Annotated in this window: 16 protein-coding genes and 1 tRNA gene; 12 read left to right on the top strand and 5 right to left on the bottom strand. The window is 58.5% G+C overall.

The window, feature by feature from the left end; translation table 11 throughout:
• The first annotated feature begins 23 nt into the window (after positions 1-23).
• Positions 24-1,169 (top strand): tyrosine-type recombinase/integrase, encoded by a 1,146-nt coding sequence (locus tag PAQ31011_RS11875; protein ID WP_150576035.1) that lies wholly within the window; start codon positions 24-26, stop codon positions 1,167-1,169.
• A 77-nt stretch (positions 1,170-1,246) separates the two neighbouring features.
• On the opposite strand, the gene PAQ31011_RS11870 is transcribed toward PAQ31011_RS11875, so the two are convergent.
• From PAQ31011_RS11870 to PAQ31011_RS11860, 3 genes are all read right to left on the bottom strand, one after another.
• On the bottom strand, positions 1,247-1,675 hold the full coding sequence (locus tag PAQ31011_RS11870; protein ID WP_150576034.1) for a hypothetical protein: 429 nt from the start codon (positions 1,673-1,675) through the stop codon (positions 1,247-1,249).
• Entirely contained in the window at positions 1,659-1,889 is a 231-nt protein-coding gene (locus PAQ31011_RS11865; RefSeq protein ID WP_150576033.1) for a hypothetical protein, read from the bottom strand. The genes PAQ31011_RS11870 and PAQ31011_RS11865 overlap by 17 nt, the downstream gene beginning before the upstream one ends.
• A 62-nt stretch (positions 1,890-1,951) precedes the next feature.
• Complete coding sequence (locus PAQ31011_RS11860; protein ID WP_150576032.1) at positions 1,952-2,686, bottom strand: hypothetical protein; 735 nt, start codon at positions 2,684-2,686, stop codon at positions 1,952-1,954.
• A gap of 27 nt (positions 2,687-2,713) precedes the next feature.
• On the opposite strand from PAQ31011_RS11860, the gene PAQ31011_RS26375 reads away from it, so the two are divergent.
• A complete protein-coding gene (locus PAQ31011_RS26375) occupies positions 2,714-2,881 on the top strand; it encodes a hypothetical protein (protein ID WP_174990092.1) in 168 nt (55 codons plus the stop codon).
• Between the two features lie 203 nt (positions 2,882-3,084).
• Here PAQ31011_RS26375 and PAQ31011_RS11855 read toward each other — a convergent pair whose 3' ends face one another.
• Positions 3,085-3,333 (bottom strand): hypothetical protein, encoded by a 249-nt coding sequence (locus tag PAQ31011_RS11855; RefSeq protein WP_150576031.1) that lies wholly within the window; start codon positions 3,331-3,333, stop codon positions 3,085-3,087.
• Between the two features lie 135 nt (positions 3,334-3,468).
• On the opposite strand from PAQ31011_RS11855, the gene PAQ31011_RS11850 reads away from it, so the two are divergent.
• From PAQ31011_RS11850 to PAQ31011_RS11840, 3 genes are all read left to right on the top strand, one after another.
• Positions 3,469-3,717, top strand: a complete 249-nt coding sequence (locus tag PAQ31011_RS11850; RefSeq protein WP_150576030.1) for a helix-turn-helix domain-containing protein — start codon at positions 3,469-3,471, stop codon at positions 3,715-3,717.
• A 106-nt stretch (positions 3,718-3,823) separates the two neighbouring features.
• Positions 3,824-5,707, top strand: coding sequence for an ATP-dependent nuclease (locus PAQ31011_RS11845; RefSeq protein WP_150576029.1), 1,884 nt, complete (start codon positions 3,824-3,826; stop codon positions 5,705-5,707).
• A gap of 1,361 nt (positions 5,708-7,068) precedes the next feature.
• Positions 7,069-7,326, top strand: coding sequence for a helix-turn-helix domain-containing protein (locus PAQ31011_RS11840; protein ID WP_150576028.1), 258 nt, complete (start codon positions 7,069-7,071; stop codon positions 7,324-7,326).
• Positions 7,327-7,346: 20 nt separating this feature from the next.
• On the opposite strand, the gene PAQ31011_RS11835 is transcribed toward PAQ31011_RS11840, so the two are convergent.
• Positions 7,347-8,951 (bottom strand): hypothetical protein, encoded by a 1,605-nt coding sequence (locus tag PAQ31011_RS11835; protein WP_150576027.1) that lies wholly within the window; start codon positions 8,949-8,951, stop codon positions 7,347-7,349.
• A 181-nt stretch (positions 8,952-9,132) separates the two neighbouring features.
• On the opposite strand from PAQ31011_RS11835, the gene PAQ31011_RS11830 reads away from it, so the two are divergent.
• The 7 genes from PAQ31011_RS11830 (at position 9,133) to PAQ31011_RS11800 (ending at position 17,857) form a co-directional block, all read left to right on the top strand.
• Positions 9,133-9,206: transfer RNA gene (locus PAQ31011_RS11830), tRNA-Gly, on the top strand.
• 205 nt (positions 9,207-9,411) lie between these two features.
• Entirely contained in the window at positions 9,412-9,993 is a 582-nt protein-coding gene (locus tag PAQ31011_RS11825) for a TetR/AcrR family transcriptional regulator (RefSeq protein WP_150576026.1), read from the top strand.
• 130 nt (positions 9,994-10,123) lie between these two features.
• Positions 10,124-11,332 carry an MFS transporter gene (locus tag PAQ31011_RS11820; protein ID WP_246179518.1) on the top strand — a complete coding sequence of 403 codons (1,209 nt, stop codon included), beginning with the start codon at positions 10,124-10,126 and terminating at the stop codon, positions 11,330-11,332.
• Between the two features lie 950 nt (positions 11,333-12,282).
• Complete coding sequence (locus PAQ31011_RS11815) at positions 12,283-13,089, top strand: DUF3348 domain-containing protein (protein WP_150576025.1); 807 nt, start codon at positions 12,283-12,285, stop codon at positions 13,087-13,089.
• Positions 13,070-16,312 carry a DUF802 domain-containing protein gene (locus PAQ31011_RS11810; RefSeq protein WP_150576428.1) on the top strand — a complete coding sequence of 1,081 codons (3,243 nt, stop codon included), beginning with the start codon at positions 13,070-13,072 and terminating at the stop codon, positions 16,310-16,312. The genes PAQ31011_RS11815 and PAQ31011_RS11810 overlap by 20 nt, the downstream gene beginning before the upstream one ends.
• Entirely contained in the window at positions 16,309-16,986 is a 678-nt protein-coding gene (locus tag PAQ31011_RS11805; protein WP_150576024.1) for an OmpA family protein, read from the top strand. The genes PAQ31011_RS11810 and PAQ31011_RS11805 overlap by 4 nt, the downstream gene beginning before the upstream one ends.
• Positions 16,964-17,857, top strand: coding sequence for a DUF2894 domain-containing protein (locus PAQ31011_RS11800; protein ID WP_246179516.1), 894 nt, complete (start codon positions 16,964-16,966; stop codon positions 17,855-17,857). The genes PAQ31011_RS11805 and PAQ31011_RS11800 overlap by 23 nt, the downstream gene beginning before the upstream one ends.
• The last annotated feature ends 8 nt before the right edge of the window (positions 17,858-17,865 follow it).

The following is a 17,865-nucleotide window of genomic DNA, read 5'->3' as shown; positions in this document are numbered from 1 at the left end:
TTCTTTTTTTCAAGGACATCACCATGACGCTTGTTCGTCGCAACAACACGAAGAACTGGTATTACCAGTTCCAGATTCAGGGCAAGAAGTACTTCGGCTCCACCGGCACGCCGAACAAGACCAAGGCTGCACAGGTCGAGCGCGAGATTCGCAATCGAGCCCATAGTGAGCAGTACCTGGGCGAAGCGCAGACCATCACTATCAAAGAGGCGCTGGAGATGTACGTGGAAGCGCGAAAGGACACAGCCTACTATAGCGGCATGTGGTCCGGCGTTCGCAAGGCGCTTGGGTACAAACTGCATTCGAAGACCAAAGCGAAGCTGCCCTGCTACGGCTTTTTGCCGAGTATGTCGCTCCATGAGTTGCAAACGCGTGACTTCGAGATCCTTGTCGCGAAACGCAAAGCTGAAGGCGACAAACCCGCCACGATCAAACATGAGATAGGTCTGCTTCGAGCGACCATCAACGAGATGGGCAAGCTCGGCTACAAGATCAATCGCGATATCGTTTTTCCAGCGCTCAAGACACCGTATAGGCTTCGATATTTGGATTCCAACGAAGAGTCGGCGTTATTGCTCGAACTCGATCCGAAACGCGAGAAAACGGGTTTAAAGCCGTTAGAAGAGCGGACACCCGAAATGATGCGGAATTTGCAGGACAACTACGACCTCGTGGTCTTCCTGCTTGATACGGGGTGTCGCTATTCGGAGGTCGCCAATATCCCGTGGTCTGCCATCGACCTGACCGCCGCAACGATCAGCCTGTATCGGAGCAAAGTGCGGAACGAGGATGTGCTGCACATGACCTCTCGGCTGGAAGCCGTGCTGCGCCAGCGTTGGGAGAATCGCCGCCCCGGTCAGCGATACGTGTTCGAAGATCGCACGGGCAACGAGCGGGGCTACAGCACAAAGTCGATCAAGAAAGCGATTGAACACGCTGGGCTAAACGAAGCGAGCATCGTGAAGGAACGCGGCGGGCGTGTCACCCTGCACACCCTGCGCCACACGTTCGCGAGCAAGCTCGTGCGTGCCGGTGTCAGCTTGTATGAGGTGTCAGTGTTGCTCGGGCACAGTGACCCGAAAATGACGCAACGATATGCTCACCTGAGCCCGAATGACGCCAGCAAGAAAGCGGTGCGAGTGATCGATAACCTGCTGAACGCCGCGTGACGAAATAGTCCACAATCCATCTGTTATAGAAGGCGTATAAATCGGGAAATCGGTGGCTCGAAGATATGTGAGCAACCCTAGAATTCCTCGGCCCACTTTTCCCAGAATCCCGGTGAATCGTGGGCTGCATTCGCCAGTGCAGCCTCGTAGGGCAGACAGTAGAAACGAACTCCGGCGTTGATCACGGGGCCGTTTGGCCCCTCAAGAAACCCCTCTAGTTCGGCATAGAGAGCGTCGCTCGGCTCATATCGGATATCGATGTAGATTTGGCCTCGATACGACATCTGCATGTTGGTCGACGCGATGTGACCGCACGGGCTCCAGCCTATTCCTTTTGCATCCAACCAGTCGATCACTTTTTCGCGTGGGTGCCAACTGCTCCACTCGTGAGCCGCAATAATTTCCTGCCCCTTGCCGTTGCCATCGATCCGGCGGAACTCCACGAACAACGCGTCGCGCCCCTTTGCTCGGGCTATCGCATCAATATGCTCAATGATTATCGGCATCTATGTCGTTATGAGGTGCAACGTCGGTGTACGCCACCCAAGCGACGTCGACCAATGCCGCCGAGCATTCGTCACCTTCTCGTCCCGGCACATCCTCCAACAGCGACAGGAACTCGTCGGTGAATTTGGTCCGAGACAGTGAGTCGCCACGGGTCTCGATAATTTCGGCGATGAGGGATCGAAGTTGTTCGGCAGTCAGCGAAGTGTAGTCCATGATGTCGCACGGTGTTTCCATGCAAGCACCATCCCGGGATTCACCGCCACAGACAACATGCGTCAGGACTTTTTGTCGAAGTACGACGACCGTGGGCACGCATCACTCAATCGATACAGCTCGTCTCGCTCTGCCTCCCACTGCTCCTGTTCACGTTGCTGCTGTGCTTTCGAGAGAGTGTTCCATCGCTCTCGATCACTTCGAGGGTCATCCATTTCGTGCGCAATCATCCGCTTTGTGATGGCTCTCGACTCGGCTTCTTCCTCCTCGAATTTCGCCCACCTGCGTTGAGATTCAGCGCGGCTCGGAACCCACACACCGTCTTCATTAACGCCGCCGTTCACCTTCAGTGACGATTTTGCGATGTAGTAGAGGAGCGCTGCACCGGACACGAGCAACGCGGCAACGAGAAAGTCCTGTACGTCGTAGTCCAATGCTCGCCGGTGCAGCACCACGGCATACATCAACGCCCCCGGCAATCCGAGCACGGCGTCCACCCAATGCATGACTCTTGCCTTGTTCTCGAAGCTCAACGGAAGCAAGAAAAGGTCTTGGAAGATATGGACGTAGATCACAACGGAGATGTAGACGATGCAACACGCCATGCGCAGTTCGTCTCGCCAGTACTTTCGCTCACTCTTGTCGGTGGCAGTTCGCAGGTGCCGTAGCGCTTTCTTCAGCTTCAGCGTTCCGTAGATCGGTGCCGCAATGAAAATGAATACATAGACGGCTGCAAAGGCTGCATTAATCAGCCGCTCCACCATTTCTGTCAGCTCATTCTTCGATGGATCAGTCATGCTGCACTCAAGGTCGAGGAATTGTCGATGGATCGCTACGTGCGGATACCGCGCGCCCTATCGATGCTGAAACCCGCTGATTTGCCAGTCCCCATCAAACCTCTGCAACTGCCACAGGAGCCGTTCGCCCTTGATGTCGCAGATGTAGTAGGTGTCGCTGATCTTTTTGCACTCATTCACGTAAAACTGCTTTGACTGCTCTCGCAGGTCGTCTCGCTCACTATCAGACACGCGATGGAATTTGGACTGAAGATTCAGATTCCATCGGAAATATGCGTTCTGGACGGCGCTCTCGGACGGGTCATTGCCACAGCCGGACAAGGCAATTGCGGCCCCAACAGACAGGAGCTTCGGCAACACGGCACGCGTTAGCCCCCGAAGAGGGAGAATCGGGGCCGTCATTCGGCAGACTCCTTGCCAGCATTCGCCCCTTTCACCGCTTTGCCGACGACCCAATAGATGATGTACGTGATGACGGCTGAGTACAGCCATGCCTTGGTGTCAGACGGACCGCCGCCAAGCTGGGCGTAAGTCTGGAATGCTGCCTTGATGAGCGCGGGGACGATGCCCCACCAGTAATTGCGCCCTTGTGATTTTGCGAAGAACGCGAATCCCGCGCAGATGATGACCAGCAAGACATCAGACATATATCCCCCGGATGACGCCAAGTCGCGCCAGTTGCACCGGATCGACCGTCCGGTCTTCGCAGGCGATCATAGTCCACCTTGGGATAATCCACAACAGGTTATGGCATAGTCTATATCCGGTTCAAGAATGACCGGATGCCGAATCCTATTCATGATCCGAAGTACCAAGTGTTCCGTCAGATGTTGTTGGATGCCCGCAAGGAGAAAGGGCTACAGCAGGTGGAAGTTGCGGAGAGACTTGGGAAGACTCAGTCGTTCGTGTCGAAGTACGAACGGGGGGAAAGACGCCTCGATTTTTGCGAATTCATCGAGATTGCAGCAGCGTTGGAGATAGATGTGCTGCTTTTTATCAAGCGCTACCGAACCTCGACTGAGGGAGCGTAACGACACGCACTGCGAGCCGCTCGCGCCTCTGATACTAGACGTACATTAAAGCGTAGTACTATGCATCATATGTTAAAGGCGAGAAGCTTAATTCCACGGGGAATACATGCCTACCATCCAAAAATTCACAATAGAAAATTTCAAGGGTATAGAGAAAGTCGAGATTGACCTTGAGGTAAAAACCACCAGCCCTGTCCTAACACTGATTGGCCTTAATGAAAGTGGAAAGACCACCATTCTGGAGGCACTATCCCACTTCATCAGTGGCGACCGCTCTGTTGCCAGTTTGTTTGAAGGGCCAAACGCAAAAGTCCCTGCTCTCGGCCTAATCCCGATGCACAAGAAGGCTGCATTTACTGGCGAAATAAAAATCTCCGCCGAAATCCTTCTTGACAGCACAGATATTTCCGATTTAGAGGAAATAGCGAAGAGTCAAAAACTTACAATCAATGCGGCACCTTTAAAAAAAACGATTACAGCAACAAAAAAATACATCTTTGAAGATAGCGCACTCAAAGAAACTTGGAATAATTGGAGCATTAGCATTCAAACCAAGACTGCGCGATCAAAAACTTTCTCACCCTACACTAGACCCACAAAAGAATCTGGCGCAGTTGACATTTGGTTGAAATGTGTAAACAAAATTCACCAAAAACTTCAACAAGTCTCTTACTTTCCAACGTTTCTCGTCGATATGCCAGCGCGCATCTACTTACGCGAACATGACGATGAAACACCCATAAATCGACACTATCGTTTTGTATTTCAGGATGTATTGGATAGTCTCGGCGAAGGATTGGAGCTTAGCAAGCACGTCTGCGCAAGAATTGAGGAGTTCAAGAAAAACGAGGATACTCCTGTCTGGTGGTCAATTTTCATCGGAAGCCCTGACAAAGGGCCAATAGACTCCGTTTTTCAGAAAATTTCCGCCGCCATCACGAGAGAAGTATTAGGAAGTTGGCAGCGCGTCTTCCAACGAGCAATTTCCGCAAAAACAATTAGCGTAGAGTGGAATATTGACACGGAGAAGGGTGACCTACCATACGCGGCGTTCTATGTTTCCGATGGGGAATCACGCTTCGCAATCAACGAGAGGTCACTCGGATTTAGATGGTTTTTTTCGTTTCTTCTTTTCACTGGATTTAAGAAAACGAAACAACGAAAAACCATATTCATTTTTGACGAACCTGCAGCTAATCTTCATGCAAAGGCTCAAGCCGAGTTATTGACAAGTTTTGCAAAAATTGCCTCAAATGGAAACAAGATAATATATTCCACTCACAGCCACCACATGATAAATCCCCGGTGGCTTGGTGCTGCGTACATCGTGGAAAATTCGGCCCTCGACTACGACGAAGAGGACAGTTTTGGTCTTGACACAAAACCCACAAAAATAACGGCAACCCCTTACCGTCAATTCGTCTCCGAATTTCCAACGCGATCTAGCTATTTCCAGCCGGTAATAGAGAAACTCGAATACGTTCCGCCAGAGATCGTAGGATCCGCCCCATACCTCATTGTTGAGGGTGTATCTGATTATTACGCGCTAAGATTAGCAGCAAAGCTTTCGAAGAAAGATTATCGCTTCAACATTATCCCGGGCGTCGGTTCGGGCGCTTCCGGCCCCATCATCAGCCAAATGCTTGGACAAGGCCAAAAGTTTTCGATCTTGCTTGACGACGATGCCGAGGGAAGGAAGGCTGCCAGCAAATACAAGGACGATTGGTTTTTTGATGACACTGTCGTTACGACGCTTGGTGACATCGATAAATCATTCGCAGGCAACGCCATGGAGAAACTCCTTGGCAAAGAGACGCTCGAAGAGATCCAGCGTCGCCAGGAACTACCCGGCAAGCCTTCAAAAAAGCAGATCGGATGGTATTTGGCAGAAGCGTGTGGCTGTACCCCCGTCGCGGCAGGATCACTTCCCGATGTGGCTGTCGAGCGCTTGACTCGCGTCCTTGATTGCTTCGAAGCGCGCTTCGAGTGAAATCAATTGTGAGCGACGTTTCCGGTGCCGCGCAAATCTAGCACTCGCATTCCCCCTAGAAGCGCGGATGGCGCGACTCTCCGCATCAGGGTCACACCTCATAATTTTTCCGCATAACCACGTCTTCGCCGAACCACTTGCCTCCACTCGGAACCGCGGCTTACCGGCGACCTTGCCAAGCCTGAGTCGCTTGTTCCTGGCCCTGCGTCACGAAAATACCAGCTTGATCTTCGCGACGTCATTGATAGCGCTGCTGCACTTGGAATCGCCATGATCGAACATCTCAACCTTCAGCACCGGACAATCTGAACGGCCACTTGCGATACGGCAGGCTATCCGTCAACGTGACCGACTTATGGCTCGACCAGAACTGGTCGCTAGAGATGTCTAAACGCCTCCGTTCAGTGCAGTGGGGCAATTTCAACACGGCCCCGCGAGCGAAGACTTCGCCAACTTCCCACGAGGCTTAGCAGTTCCAGCGAGTTCAGCGGCCGCAAGGAAATCCGCACACTCCTTGGGCTTAAGGATTGAAACGTATTTCGGCATATTGGGCCCGGTCAGTGATATCTGCTGCCATTTGGAGGGGACTGCCTTCCCAAGCCAGCATCGAAAAGCAAGGCCTGCGAGCAAAAAACCGTGGACCCAAATCATGCCTACTTTGACCGAGGTCGGTTCCGAAACCCATCCTCGTGCATCAACGTCCGGCGAATGCTCAATTAATGCAATGGAAAGCACTCCCTCAGTGGGGAACGACGCCTTCCCAAGCAAGTATTGGCGGAAGGCCGACTCATATAATCCCAGCTTGCAATCGCCAGTCATCACACAGCCGCGCCACATTACGCTGGCTGCGAAGTATGCGATGTGAGCGGCATGCTCAGACCGATCGAGACGGGCTAACACGTTGCCCGGTGTGTCACATCGCGTGATTTCACTGAACAATTTGAACTGCTCGCCGTCCGGCAAAGTTAGCGATGCCAGATAGTCTTCACTTTTTGAGAAACGCTGTTCGCAGTCTTCGCACAAGAGGTGCCGTTTTGTCTGCGCGTTGGAGAGAACTGCACTCCCGTTTGCAACATATACCGGGGCTGGCGCGCGCTCCAGTTGAACGCCGCAAGCCCTTCTGTATGCCCATTTTGGGATCAAATGGCTATCCTGAAGATCGGCATTTTTCTGGCACAAAGCGCAAGTTCCCAACATCTTCGGTACCCCGATTGTTTGCCATCATGACATCTCCTATTCCCTCCGCGTCACAAATTTCGGATAGGACGAATGTCCGTTCAAGGCCGGTTGCAACCGACGTCTCGTTGCGTCTGTAACCGAGATGCCGGACGGTACGATCACCATCACGGAGATCGTACCCAATGACCATCCATCACACGCACCAACTTGCTATCCTTGGCGAAATCCTCATTCACTCCCGTCACGCCAAGCATCTCACGACCGCAGAACTCGCGTCGCACCTCAATAGGCCCGAGTCGTTCGTCATCGAGTACGAGTCCGGCGAGTACCGTCTCGACCTACCCGAACTCGTTGATATCGCGGACGCTCTTGGGATCGATATTGTTGAACTAGTCAACCTGTACCAACAACGCATCTGGTTATCCACTGCGCGTAGCTGAGCACGTCGCGTCGATGTGTATCACTGGAGAGAATCGGTAAGGGCCTTCTCGAACGTCGGCAACTGATGTCTAAGCACATGATCGAGTTTGTCAAACACTCCTTTGAGGGCGCGGCGATACTCGATCTTAGTCGACAAATGAGCCCCAACGATAAGGGCCGTGGTGAAGTCGTTCGCAACCTCGGCCGCTCGTGGCTTATTCGCAATACGCAGAAAACGTCGCAGCGCGATCTCCAGCGCATACGTCTTGAACTGATCCGTCAACTTCGGTGATTGAACGATGTCCTGCATGATCGTTCCGAGAGCAATAGTTGCCTGCTTCGATATATAAAATACATCGAACCCGTCCTCCTCACGCTTCGCCGAAGGAATATCTTCAACCTTGACGTTCGTGCAATCCTCGATCCAATTTGAAGTAATAGAAATGATCTCGTACAACAGGTAATAGAAAGGTGTAGGCCATTCGTGATACTCATCTTCCTGTGTGCGATGACGCATCTGATCGAGAATCTTCTCCGTAAAGTGGGTGAAGTAGAAGAGCCACAGGTGATCTTGCTGCCCCTGATGAATACCCTCGTGAATCATGATCTCAAAGAGCTTGATTCCGGCATGCACCGGACAGTGATATTTCCCCACGTCGGCGTAGTATCCCAATGAGCGGTTGTACAACGCAGCCATTCGATCGTCTTCGTCCAGCCTCATACACACAGCCTCGCCGATCGCCCGATACAACCCATGTTGGGCCGCGACAGATACGTCCTTGAAGAAAAAGCACAGGATGCGATTCGATTCTGGTAAGGAGAGACGATGAGCACCATTCAAATTCTGGTTGTTTTTTAACTCAACGAATATTCGGCTGTTTCGATCAGACAGTAGCGCGCTCACGAATAGATCGATGAATTCTTCACGTACGGCCTCGGGGCGCCCTAGCAGCCTCAGGCAAAAATAAGGATGTACCACCGCAAGGTGAGCCACGAGCGCAGGGGAAGTGGAAATGCTCTTGATGATTTCCTTCGCGTACCGACCAGCACGATTACGTGCCATGATTTTCTCTTCGAATGCACCTAGCGCCGACCGGATGTAACGTTTGACGGCCGACTCGCGGCGACGAGGTGCTCCGCGCAGAATTGCTTCGATGTCGATGATGGGTTTGGGCCTCATTCGTGACGCCATCCTCGCCAACGGTGGGCGGCGCTGACTTAGCCTGAGTAACTTCGGCAGTTGTGGCTCGACGAGAGAAACGAGCTCGTCGTATCGCTTGGTCAGCAGAAGGCTGTCGACCAGCTTGCTGAATATTTCGACGTTTTGTTTAGCCAATTTGGGTGAGCGTGCACGAACCAGAAGGTAGATACCTACTGCAAGCAGAATGAGGTAGACGGCGCTCCCGGAGTCTAGGCCCCATCTCCACGGCCCGAAGCTATGATAGAGCCCGACCTCACGCAGCGCTTTCTCGAAAACCAGATAATGCACCGACAGGAACGCCGCGATGACGACGCCCCAGTCTGGCCATGTCACGCTCAATCTAAATCGGAGTCGGCTATTGGCAGGAATGATTGCCCAAACCGCCGCAATAACTCCTAATATTGTGAGCAGGTTACCGGTGTCGATGTGGGGTTCGTTCGTCACAGACAGCAGCTCCTTGTCTTTTCATTGGAACCGCAAGAATACCTGAGCCTCCTACAGCCGGTGACGCGTCACGCCCGCAGCGACGCCACCAACCTCATCCCGAGTGGATACACTTTTCACGCCAGCTACCAGATCCCACGATTGCCAAAATCCCCAAACCCCGCGTAAAATGCCACTCTTCGCGGGCGTCGTATAATGGTAATACCCTAGCTTCCCAAGCTAGAGCCGTGGGTTCGATTCCCATCGCCCGCTCCAGAGAATTTTTGAGAAAGCCGTCCTTGTGACGGCTTTTTTGTTTTCTGACGTCGCTCGCCGTCACTGTCTCCCCACCATCCGCCCAAATCCACAACCGACATCCGGTTATTTGAACGAATGGTAAAAAATCGCCTATAGTCACGCCATCAGACTGGTACCTCGTGGCACCGGCTATTTCCATCCCTCCAGAATGACGAGGTCCATCATGAGCGGAAGACCCAGAGAATTCGATGACGCCGCCGTCATCGACGCCGCCATGGACGTCTTCTGGACGAACGGCTATGAAGGCACCTCCGCGCAAGCGCTCGTCGAATGCACCGGCCTCGGACGCGGCAGCCTCTACAACGCCTTCGGCAGCAAGCTCAATCTCTATCACGAAGCCCTTGAGCGCTATCAGACGCTCGGTCTTCAGAAGCAAGTCGACATTATCAACGGCACCGGCCCCGTCAAGGATCGCCTGCGCACGCTCATGCAATGGGGCATCGACGACGATCTCGATCCCGAGAAACAACGCGGCTGCATGTCCCTGTTCGCAGCCTTCGAGCGCGGTGCCAAGGACGAACGCGTCCGCCAGATCAGCCAGGCTTACTTCGTCCGCTTCGAACAGGTCCTCGTGCATCTGATCGCCGTCGGGCAACACAACGGCGAACTCTCCGCTGAACGTTCCCCCGTCGTCATTGCCCGGACGTTCCTGTCGAGCTACTACGGTTTGCGCGCACTGGGACGCACCGTCTGCGACCGCGCATTCCTCGAAGGCATCATGGAAGGCATATTGGCTCAGCTCTGACGGACGACCGCATTCAGTCCGCACACCCAACACTTTCTCGCGCAGTACGTCACCCACAACACCCGACAATCGACTCACCCCCTCGCGGGTCGTTATTCCTCCCGCGAATATGGAATGCACGTTAAAGAATATGACGCAAAAATCCGCAATGCCACCCGTCGTCTACTTGTTAGGACTCACCGTCTTCGCCATGACCACGGCCGAGTTCATGGTCGCCGGGATGATGCCCGCACTGGCCGACGCGATGAACGTCGGCATCGGCAAGATCGGTAATCTGATCTCGCTGTATGCCCTCGGCATGACCATCGGCGGTCCGGTACTCACCGCCGTGTTGCTCGCGCTGCGCACGCCGCATAAGCGCGCCCTCATCTGGCTGCTCTCGATCAACGTCGCCGGCGGCATACTCGCCGCCATGTCGACCCGCTATGAAATGATGGCCGTCGCGCGAATCATCATGGGCGTGGCCAGCTCGGCAACGTTCGGTGTCGCCCTCACGCTCTGCGCCGATCTGGTCGCGCCGTCGGTGCGCGGACGCGCCGCCTCCTTCGTGCTCGGCGGCCTGATGTTCTCGCCCGTGGTCGGTGTGCCGCTCACCGCCTTCATCGAACAACACTACGGCTGGCGTGCCAGCTTCTGGCTCGTCGCGGTACTCGCTGCACTGTGCACCGTCGCGATTGCGCTGTGGGCACCGGCCGACCATAAGCAAGATGGGGCCAACGCTGAAGTCGTCAGCCTGTCTGCCGAATTCCGTTCGTTGCTGAATCGTCCGCTGTGGGCCGCGTTTGCGACCAGCGGGTTGATCATCGGCGCGACGTTCGCCGCGTTCAGCTATTTCTCGCCGATCTTTTTGAATGTGGCCGGTGTGTCAGCCACCTCGATTCCGAATCTGCTCGCGATGTACGGCATTGCGAACATCATCGGCAACGCCGTCGTCGGACGCTTCGCCGACCGTCACACGCTCACCGTGTTGGTCGCCGGTTTGTCAGTGCTCGCACTCGCCCTGATCAGCTTTGCGCTTTGGGCCGAACTGACGCCGGTCGGCATCGCTGCGTTTGCCGCCATCGGCCTGACGGGCGTTTCGCTCAATCCGGCAATGGTCGCGCGAGTCATGCGCGCCGCAGCGCCGGGGCCGCTCGTCAATACGATGCATACGTCGGTGATTACTGCGGGCCTCGCCTTCGGGACGTGGGCCGGTGGTGCCGCGATCGATGCGGGCTACAGCATGCGCGCGCCGTTGTGGATCGGTGCCGCGATGGCCGCCGTCGGTCTTGCCAGTTTGTTGCCTTACCTTCGGTCGGGTCTCGCACAAGCCCCCGAAACTGCCTGCTCGACGACCTGAACTGAATCAGAAGACGGTGGCAGCGAAGTCCGAGAAGAAGTTGCGGAGAGGCTCGGAATCGCTGCCCCAAACGAGTGCAGACATCTCACACCTCCTGCTCTTGATGGCTTGCGTTGCGCCGAGCGCGCCTTACATGAAGATATTGACCGTGTCGGCGAGAAACTTGGCGACAGGTGCCGCAGCACGTGCCCAGCTTCCGATCATGACCAGTCCGTCGCAGATGAGTCCGATTGCGGGCATGTCACACCTCCAGTTTTGTTTCGTTGTTTTGCGTTAGTCGCGGGAATTCTCAGAACAGCGCCAGCACGTCGTTGAAGAACTTCGCCACCGGGGCAGCCCGGCTGGCCCACGTGCCTACGGTCACCAGTGCGTCGCAGATCGGTCCGATTGCAGCCATTTCACACCTCCAGTTTTGTTTGGTTGTCTTGCGTCAGTCGCAGGAAATTTCAGAACAGCGCCAGCACGTCGTTGAAGAACTTCGCCACCGGGGCAGCCCGGCTAGCCCACGTGCCTACGGTCACCAGTGCGTCGCAGATCGGTCCGATTGCAGCCATTTCACACCTCCAGTTTTGTTAGGTTGTCTTGCGTCAGTCGCAGGAAGTTTCAGAACAGCGCCAGCACGTCGTTGAAGAACTTCGCCACCGGGGCAGCCCGGCTAGCCCACGTGCCTACGGTCACCAGTACGTCGCAGATCGGTCCGATTGCAGCCATTTCACACCTCCGGTTTCGTTTCGTTTGTTTCGCGTTTGTCGCGGGTTGAGTGAAAGATAAACCTCGGGTCGGCACCTGAAAACTGAGATAAATCACAGTCGGCGTCTGGCGGGGCTTTCGGCGGGGTTTCAGAGGGCATTCAGGCGCTTTGCTCGCCCGTCAATCCCCCGACCGGGCAGCCAGCGGGGGACGCGAGGCGCGCGCAGTGTAAACTGCTGGGTTTTCGACCCCCCAGTGGAATGGTGCAAGTGTCCCGGCGTCCCGTTATCAGCGCCCCAACACTCATACGCTCGCTGGCCCGCCTGAGCTCGTTCGCGCCCCCGGAGGCCGCGCCGTCGCTCTCGGACCGTCTGAGCCAGTGGCTGGGCTGGACCGACGCCATCGCTTTGTCGTCGGCTCTCAAAGCCAACCCGCCGGCGGCAACGCCCGGCGCGCGTTCGGCCGCGCAGAGCCCGGCGGCTGAACTGGCACGTGTGCGCGTCGACCTCGCCGCCGCCATCGCCCGCGATTGCGGACTGGCGGCCGCGCCCGGCGGGCAGATCCGCGCACTGAGCGCTGCCGAGCGTCAACGGGCAGCCTCGTTCGCGGAGTTTCCGGCGTATCGCCAGCGCTACGCGACGTCGCAGCAGACGATGGACACGGCGATCAGCGCCCTGCGCACCCGCCTCCGCGCGCAACTGGCCACGATGTCGCCGGACGCCGCGCGCCTCGCCAGCGTCGACGCCGTGATGGAGCGCGTGATGGACGCACGTGAGCGCACACTGCTCGCGAGCGTGCCGAATCTGCTCGAAGGGCACTTCGTGCGTCTGCGCGACACCGAGCAGGCCGCCATGGCGGCCCCGCGCGTGCCCGGCGCACCGCCGCTCGCGCCCGCCGGCACCTGGCTAGACACATTCCACCGGGATATGCAGAGCGTTTTGCTCGCAGAACTGGATATCCGCCTGGAACCGATCGAAGGGCTGATTGCCGCCCTCGCCTCGGTGACTCCCGGCGAAAACGTTAGTGAACCCGGACAACATGACCCGTTTGCCACGCTACCTCGTTGATCTCATTGCCTTTGTCGCAGGTCTTGCCGTCGTCGGCTGGATCGCCATCGGCTATGCCGGCACCAATACCCTCGCGCTCGCCGTCGCCCTGCTGATTGCAGCGGTCTACCTCTTCGGCGCGCTCGAACTCAAACGCTTTCATCAGTCGACGAACGCCCTCGCCAACGCCGTCTCCGGTTTAAACGCAGCCCCCGCGTCCCTGCCCTCGTGGCTTGAGACGTTGCCGGCCGGCCTGCGCACCGCCGTGCGTCTGCGCGTGGAAGGCGAACGCGTCGGCCTGCCCGGCCCGGCACTCACGCCCTATCTCGTCGGCCTGCTCGTGCTGCTCGGTATGCTCGGCACCTTCCTCGGCATGGCGGCCACGCTGCGTGGCACCGGCATCGCGCTCGAAGGCGCGACCGATCTGCAAGCGATTCGCGCCTCGCTCGCCTCGCCGGTCAAGGGACTCGGCTTCGCGTTCGGCACGTCGGTCGCAGGCGTCGCCACGTCGGCCATGCTCGGCCTGCTCGCCGCCCTCGCACGTAAAGAGCGCGCACAGGTCGTGCAATCGCTCGACGCACGCATCGTCACGACACTGCGCGGCTTCTCGCAGCAACATCAACGCGAAACCACGCTGCAACTGCTTCAGCAGCAAGCGACGGTCATGCCCGCACTCGTCGACCGTCTGCAAGACATGATGGCCGCGATGGAGCGCCAGAGTCAGGCGCTCGGCGAACGCCTCGTCGCCAATCAGGACGCCCTGCACGCCAAGACGGATGCGTCTTACGCACAACTCACCAGCGCGATGCAGCAGTATCTGAAGGACAGCGTCGCCACCACGGCAAGCGCCGCCGGTGCAGCGATTCGTCCGGAAGTCGAAGCGACGATGGCGAGCCTCGCACGCGAAACCGCCACGTGGCATCAGACCGTGTCGAGCGCCGTGCAAGACCGTATGGACGGCCTGTCCGATCGCTTCGAAGCCACGACCGCGCGCGTCGCCAGCGTCTGGAAGGATTCGCTCGACGCTCAGTTGCGCACCAATGAATCGCTCGCGACCGATCTGCGCTCGGCACTCGGCGACTTCACTCAGACGTTCGAGACACGCTCGGTACGACTGGTCGACGATGTCGCCGCACGCCTCGAAACCGTGACGGCACAGGTCAGCAGCGCACAAACCGGCGTTGCGCAGACGTGGGAATCGTCGCTCGCCACGCAGCAACGCACCAACGACGCGCTCGCTGAAAACCTCGGCGCCGCACTCGCGCACTTCTCGCAGACCTTCGAGACGCGCTCGGCCAAGCTGGTCGACGATGTCGCGGCTCGCCTGGAGGCCACGACAGGACGCGTCGACGCCGCCCATGCGAACGTCGCCCAGACATGGGAGACCTCGCTCGCCACACAGCAACGCACCAACGATGCGCTCGCTGAAAACGTCGGCGCGGCGCTCACGCAATTCGCACAGACCTTCGAGACGCGCTCGGCCAAGCTGGTCGACGATGTCGCCGCACGCCTCGACGCCACAACGGGACAGGTCAACGCGGCACACGCGGGCATCGCGCAGACATGGCAAACGTCGCTCACCACGCAGCAGCAGACCAACGACACGCTCGCCAGAGAACTCAGTGCCACGCTCGCGCAATTCACCGAGTCGTTCGAGACGCGCTCCGCGAGCCTGCTCGGCGACGTCATCACGCGTCTCGACAGCGCCACGGGTAGCATCGCCACAGCGCAGACCACCGTCGCCCAAGCGTGGGAGCAAGCGCTCGGCCAACAGCAGCAGTCGCACGACACGCTCACGCAGTCGCTCGGCGCAGCGCTGGAACGCTTCGCGCAGACGTTCGAAGCCCGCTCAAGCGCCTTGCTGGCGGATGTCGCCACCAAGCTCGACGCCGCGAGCGGCAACGTCAGCGGCGCACACGAGCGCGTGGCATCGGCGTGGGAGCAATCGATCGGGCTGCAAAAGCAGGCCAACGACGCCCTGAACACCGAACTCGCCGCCGCCCTCGCTCGCTTCACGGACACCTTCGAGCAACGTGCCGCGCATCTGATCGATGGCGTGAGCCAGCGCACGGAAGGCGCAATGCATAGTGTCTCGGAGACGGCTGCGGTCGTGTCGGGCGAATGGAAGCAGGTCCTCGTCGCGCAGCAATCGGCGAACGACGCGCTCGCGACCGATCTCGCCGCCGCCCTCGCGCACTTCGCCGAAACGTTCGAATCGCGGGCGTCGCAGTTGCTGCAAAACGTCTCGACGCAACTGGACTCGACGTCCTCCAACGTCGCCCAGACCTGGCGCGACGCCATCGCCGAACACACGCGCACGAGCGAGCGTCTGGCCGACGGCAATCAAGAACTCGTGGCGGCGACGACCAGCGCCTTCACCGAACACAGCGCCTCGCTGCTGCAAGCGCTCAGCGCCGCCAACACTGCGCATCACGACGCCACCGCCGAGCGCGAAACGCAGCGCCTGTCCGTCTGGACGGAAACGCTCGAAGGCACGCTGTCCACGCTGCGCTCGGAATGGCAGCAGGTCGGCGCACAAACCGCCTGCCAGCAACAGGCGATCTGCGACACGCTCGCCCGCACCGCGCTGGAGATGTCCGAACAGACGCGCGCCAATGCCAGCGACACCATCGCCGAGATCTCGCGTCTGGTGCAGACCGCGTCGGAAGCCCCGAAGGCGGCCGCCGAAATCATCGGCGAACTGCGTCAGAAGCTCTCGGACAGCATGGTCCGCGATAACGCCATGCTCGAAGAACGCTCGCGACTGCTCGACACGCTGGGCACGCTGCTCGACACCGTCAAGCACGCGGGCAACGAACAACGTGCCGCCGTCGACGAACTCGTCACGACCTCCGCGCAACTGCTGGAACGCGCAAGTGCGAACCTCGGCGACGCCATCGCCGCGCAGACAGAGAAGCTCACGGAAGCGTCCGCGCAGGTCACCGGCAGCGTGGTGGAAATCGCCAGCCTTGGCGACGCCTTCGGTGCCGCCGTGCAGTCGTTCGGCGAATCGAACACGCAACTGCTGGAGCATCTGCAACGCATCGAAGCCGCGCTCGACAAGTCGATGGCGCGCAGCGACGAACAACTCGGGTACTACGTCGCACAGGCACGCGAGGTGGTCGAGCTGAGCGTGATGTCGCAAAAGCAGATCCTCGAGAACCTTCAGGAACTCGCACAGGCGCGCTCGCAAGCCGCGCAAACCGCGCAAGCAGGTATGCAACCGGGTAGCGTGGCAGCATGAGAGACGAATTCGACGCGGATATCGCGGACGCGGGCGACGTAGGCGCCGCCGCGCCGACGTGGGCCGTCTTCGGCGATCTGATGTCGGTGATGCTCGGCGCGTTCGTGCTCATCATGCTCGGCGTGATCGGTGTGCAGATCGAACTGTCCGCGAAGCTGGAGCGCGAAGTGAAGGAGCGTCAGGTCGAGACGCAGCGCCGCGAAACGCTTGAGAAAGCGCTCGCCGGTCCGCTCGCAGGTGGCCGTGTGACGCTCGTGAACGGTCGCATCGGTATCAGCGGCAGCGTGCTCTTCGCGCTGAACTCGGACCAGTTGCAGCCGCAGGGCCGCGAAGTGCTGCGCAGTCTGGCCGCGCCGCTGGCCGCCTATCTGCGCGTGAGCGACGAGATTCTCATGGTCAGCGGCTTCACCGACGACCAGCAAGTGCGCGAGACGAACCGTCGCTTTGCCGATAACTGGGAGTTGTCGGCACAGCGGGCGCTGACCGTCACACGCGAACTGATCGCCGCCGGGGTGCCGCCGTCCTCCGTGTTCTCGGCCGCCTTCGGGGCGGAACAGCCGGTGACGTCCAACTCGGATGAAGCCGGACGCGCGAAGAACCGCCGCGTGGAAATCGCGCCGATGCCGCGTAGCAGTGCCGGTAATGCCGGCAATGCTGACAAACCAAAAGCGTGACGGTGCGGCGATGAGTGTGCAGATGCCTCCGCTGGAGAACGAAGACGCCACAGACGGCACGCAGGCTGTGCCACAGGCCGATCCGGTCGTTGCCATCGATCCGACCACCGCGCAACTCGCGGCATGGCGTGAAGCCGGTGCCGACAAGCGCGACCCGGCGCGCTTTCATCGCATCGAAGCGCTTTGCACACGCATGCTCACCTATCGGGGCGACGTGCGGCGCGTGCTTGAAGCGCGCGTGAAGGTGCTGGTAGATGGCTTCGCGAAGTCGCTCGCCGATGCAAAGACCTCCGCCGACGATCCCGCAGCATCACGTGTGGCGTCGCCGCTCGTCACGCTGACCGCAGACATCACGCGACGGATTGGTGCGGGTGAGCGGCCGACATCACCTGCTACATCGAAGCCGACACGCAGCGCTCAGCCGACGACAACGTCGCCCACGGCGAGCCGCCCCGACACGCTCACGCCCTCACCCACAACGTCCACTGCATCCGCGAAGCGCACCGTCGCCAAACCCGCGCCGAGTCCCGTCGCCATCACGCCGACAGTCATCGCGACGGACGACGCGTTCGAAGACCTCGACGTCCTCGAATACTTCCGCGAAACGTGGTCGAAGCTGAGCACCGACGGCAATCTGCGCCAGTCGCTCGCGCAGGTGCCCGAAAACGCGGGACCGCTCAATTCCAGCCATCTCGTGCATCGCGCGCTCTCGCTCATGCACGACGTGTCGCCCGACTACCTGCGTCACTTCCTGCGTCACGCCGATGCCCTCTCCTGGCTCGAAGACATGGAAACGACGGGCGTCTTCGGCAACAAAAGCGCGGCGCGCGTGGCGGCGAGCGCCAAGCCGTCGCGCGCCAAGGCTCGCTGACGGCCACG

This window comes from Pandoraea aquatica (assembly GCF_902459565.1).
GTDB lineage: Bacteria > Pseudomonadota > Gammaproteobacteria > Burkholderiales > Burkholderiaceae > Pandoraea > Pandoraea aquatica.
Note: the sequence above shows the minus strand (reverse complement) of the source record. Positions and strands in the feature narration are given on the sequence as shown.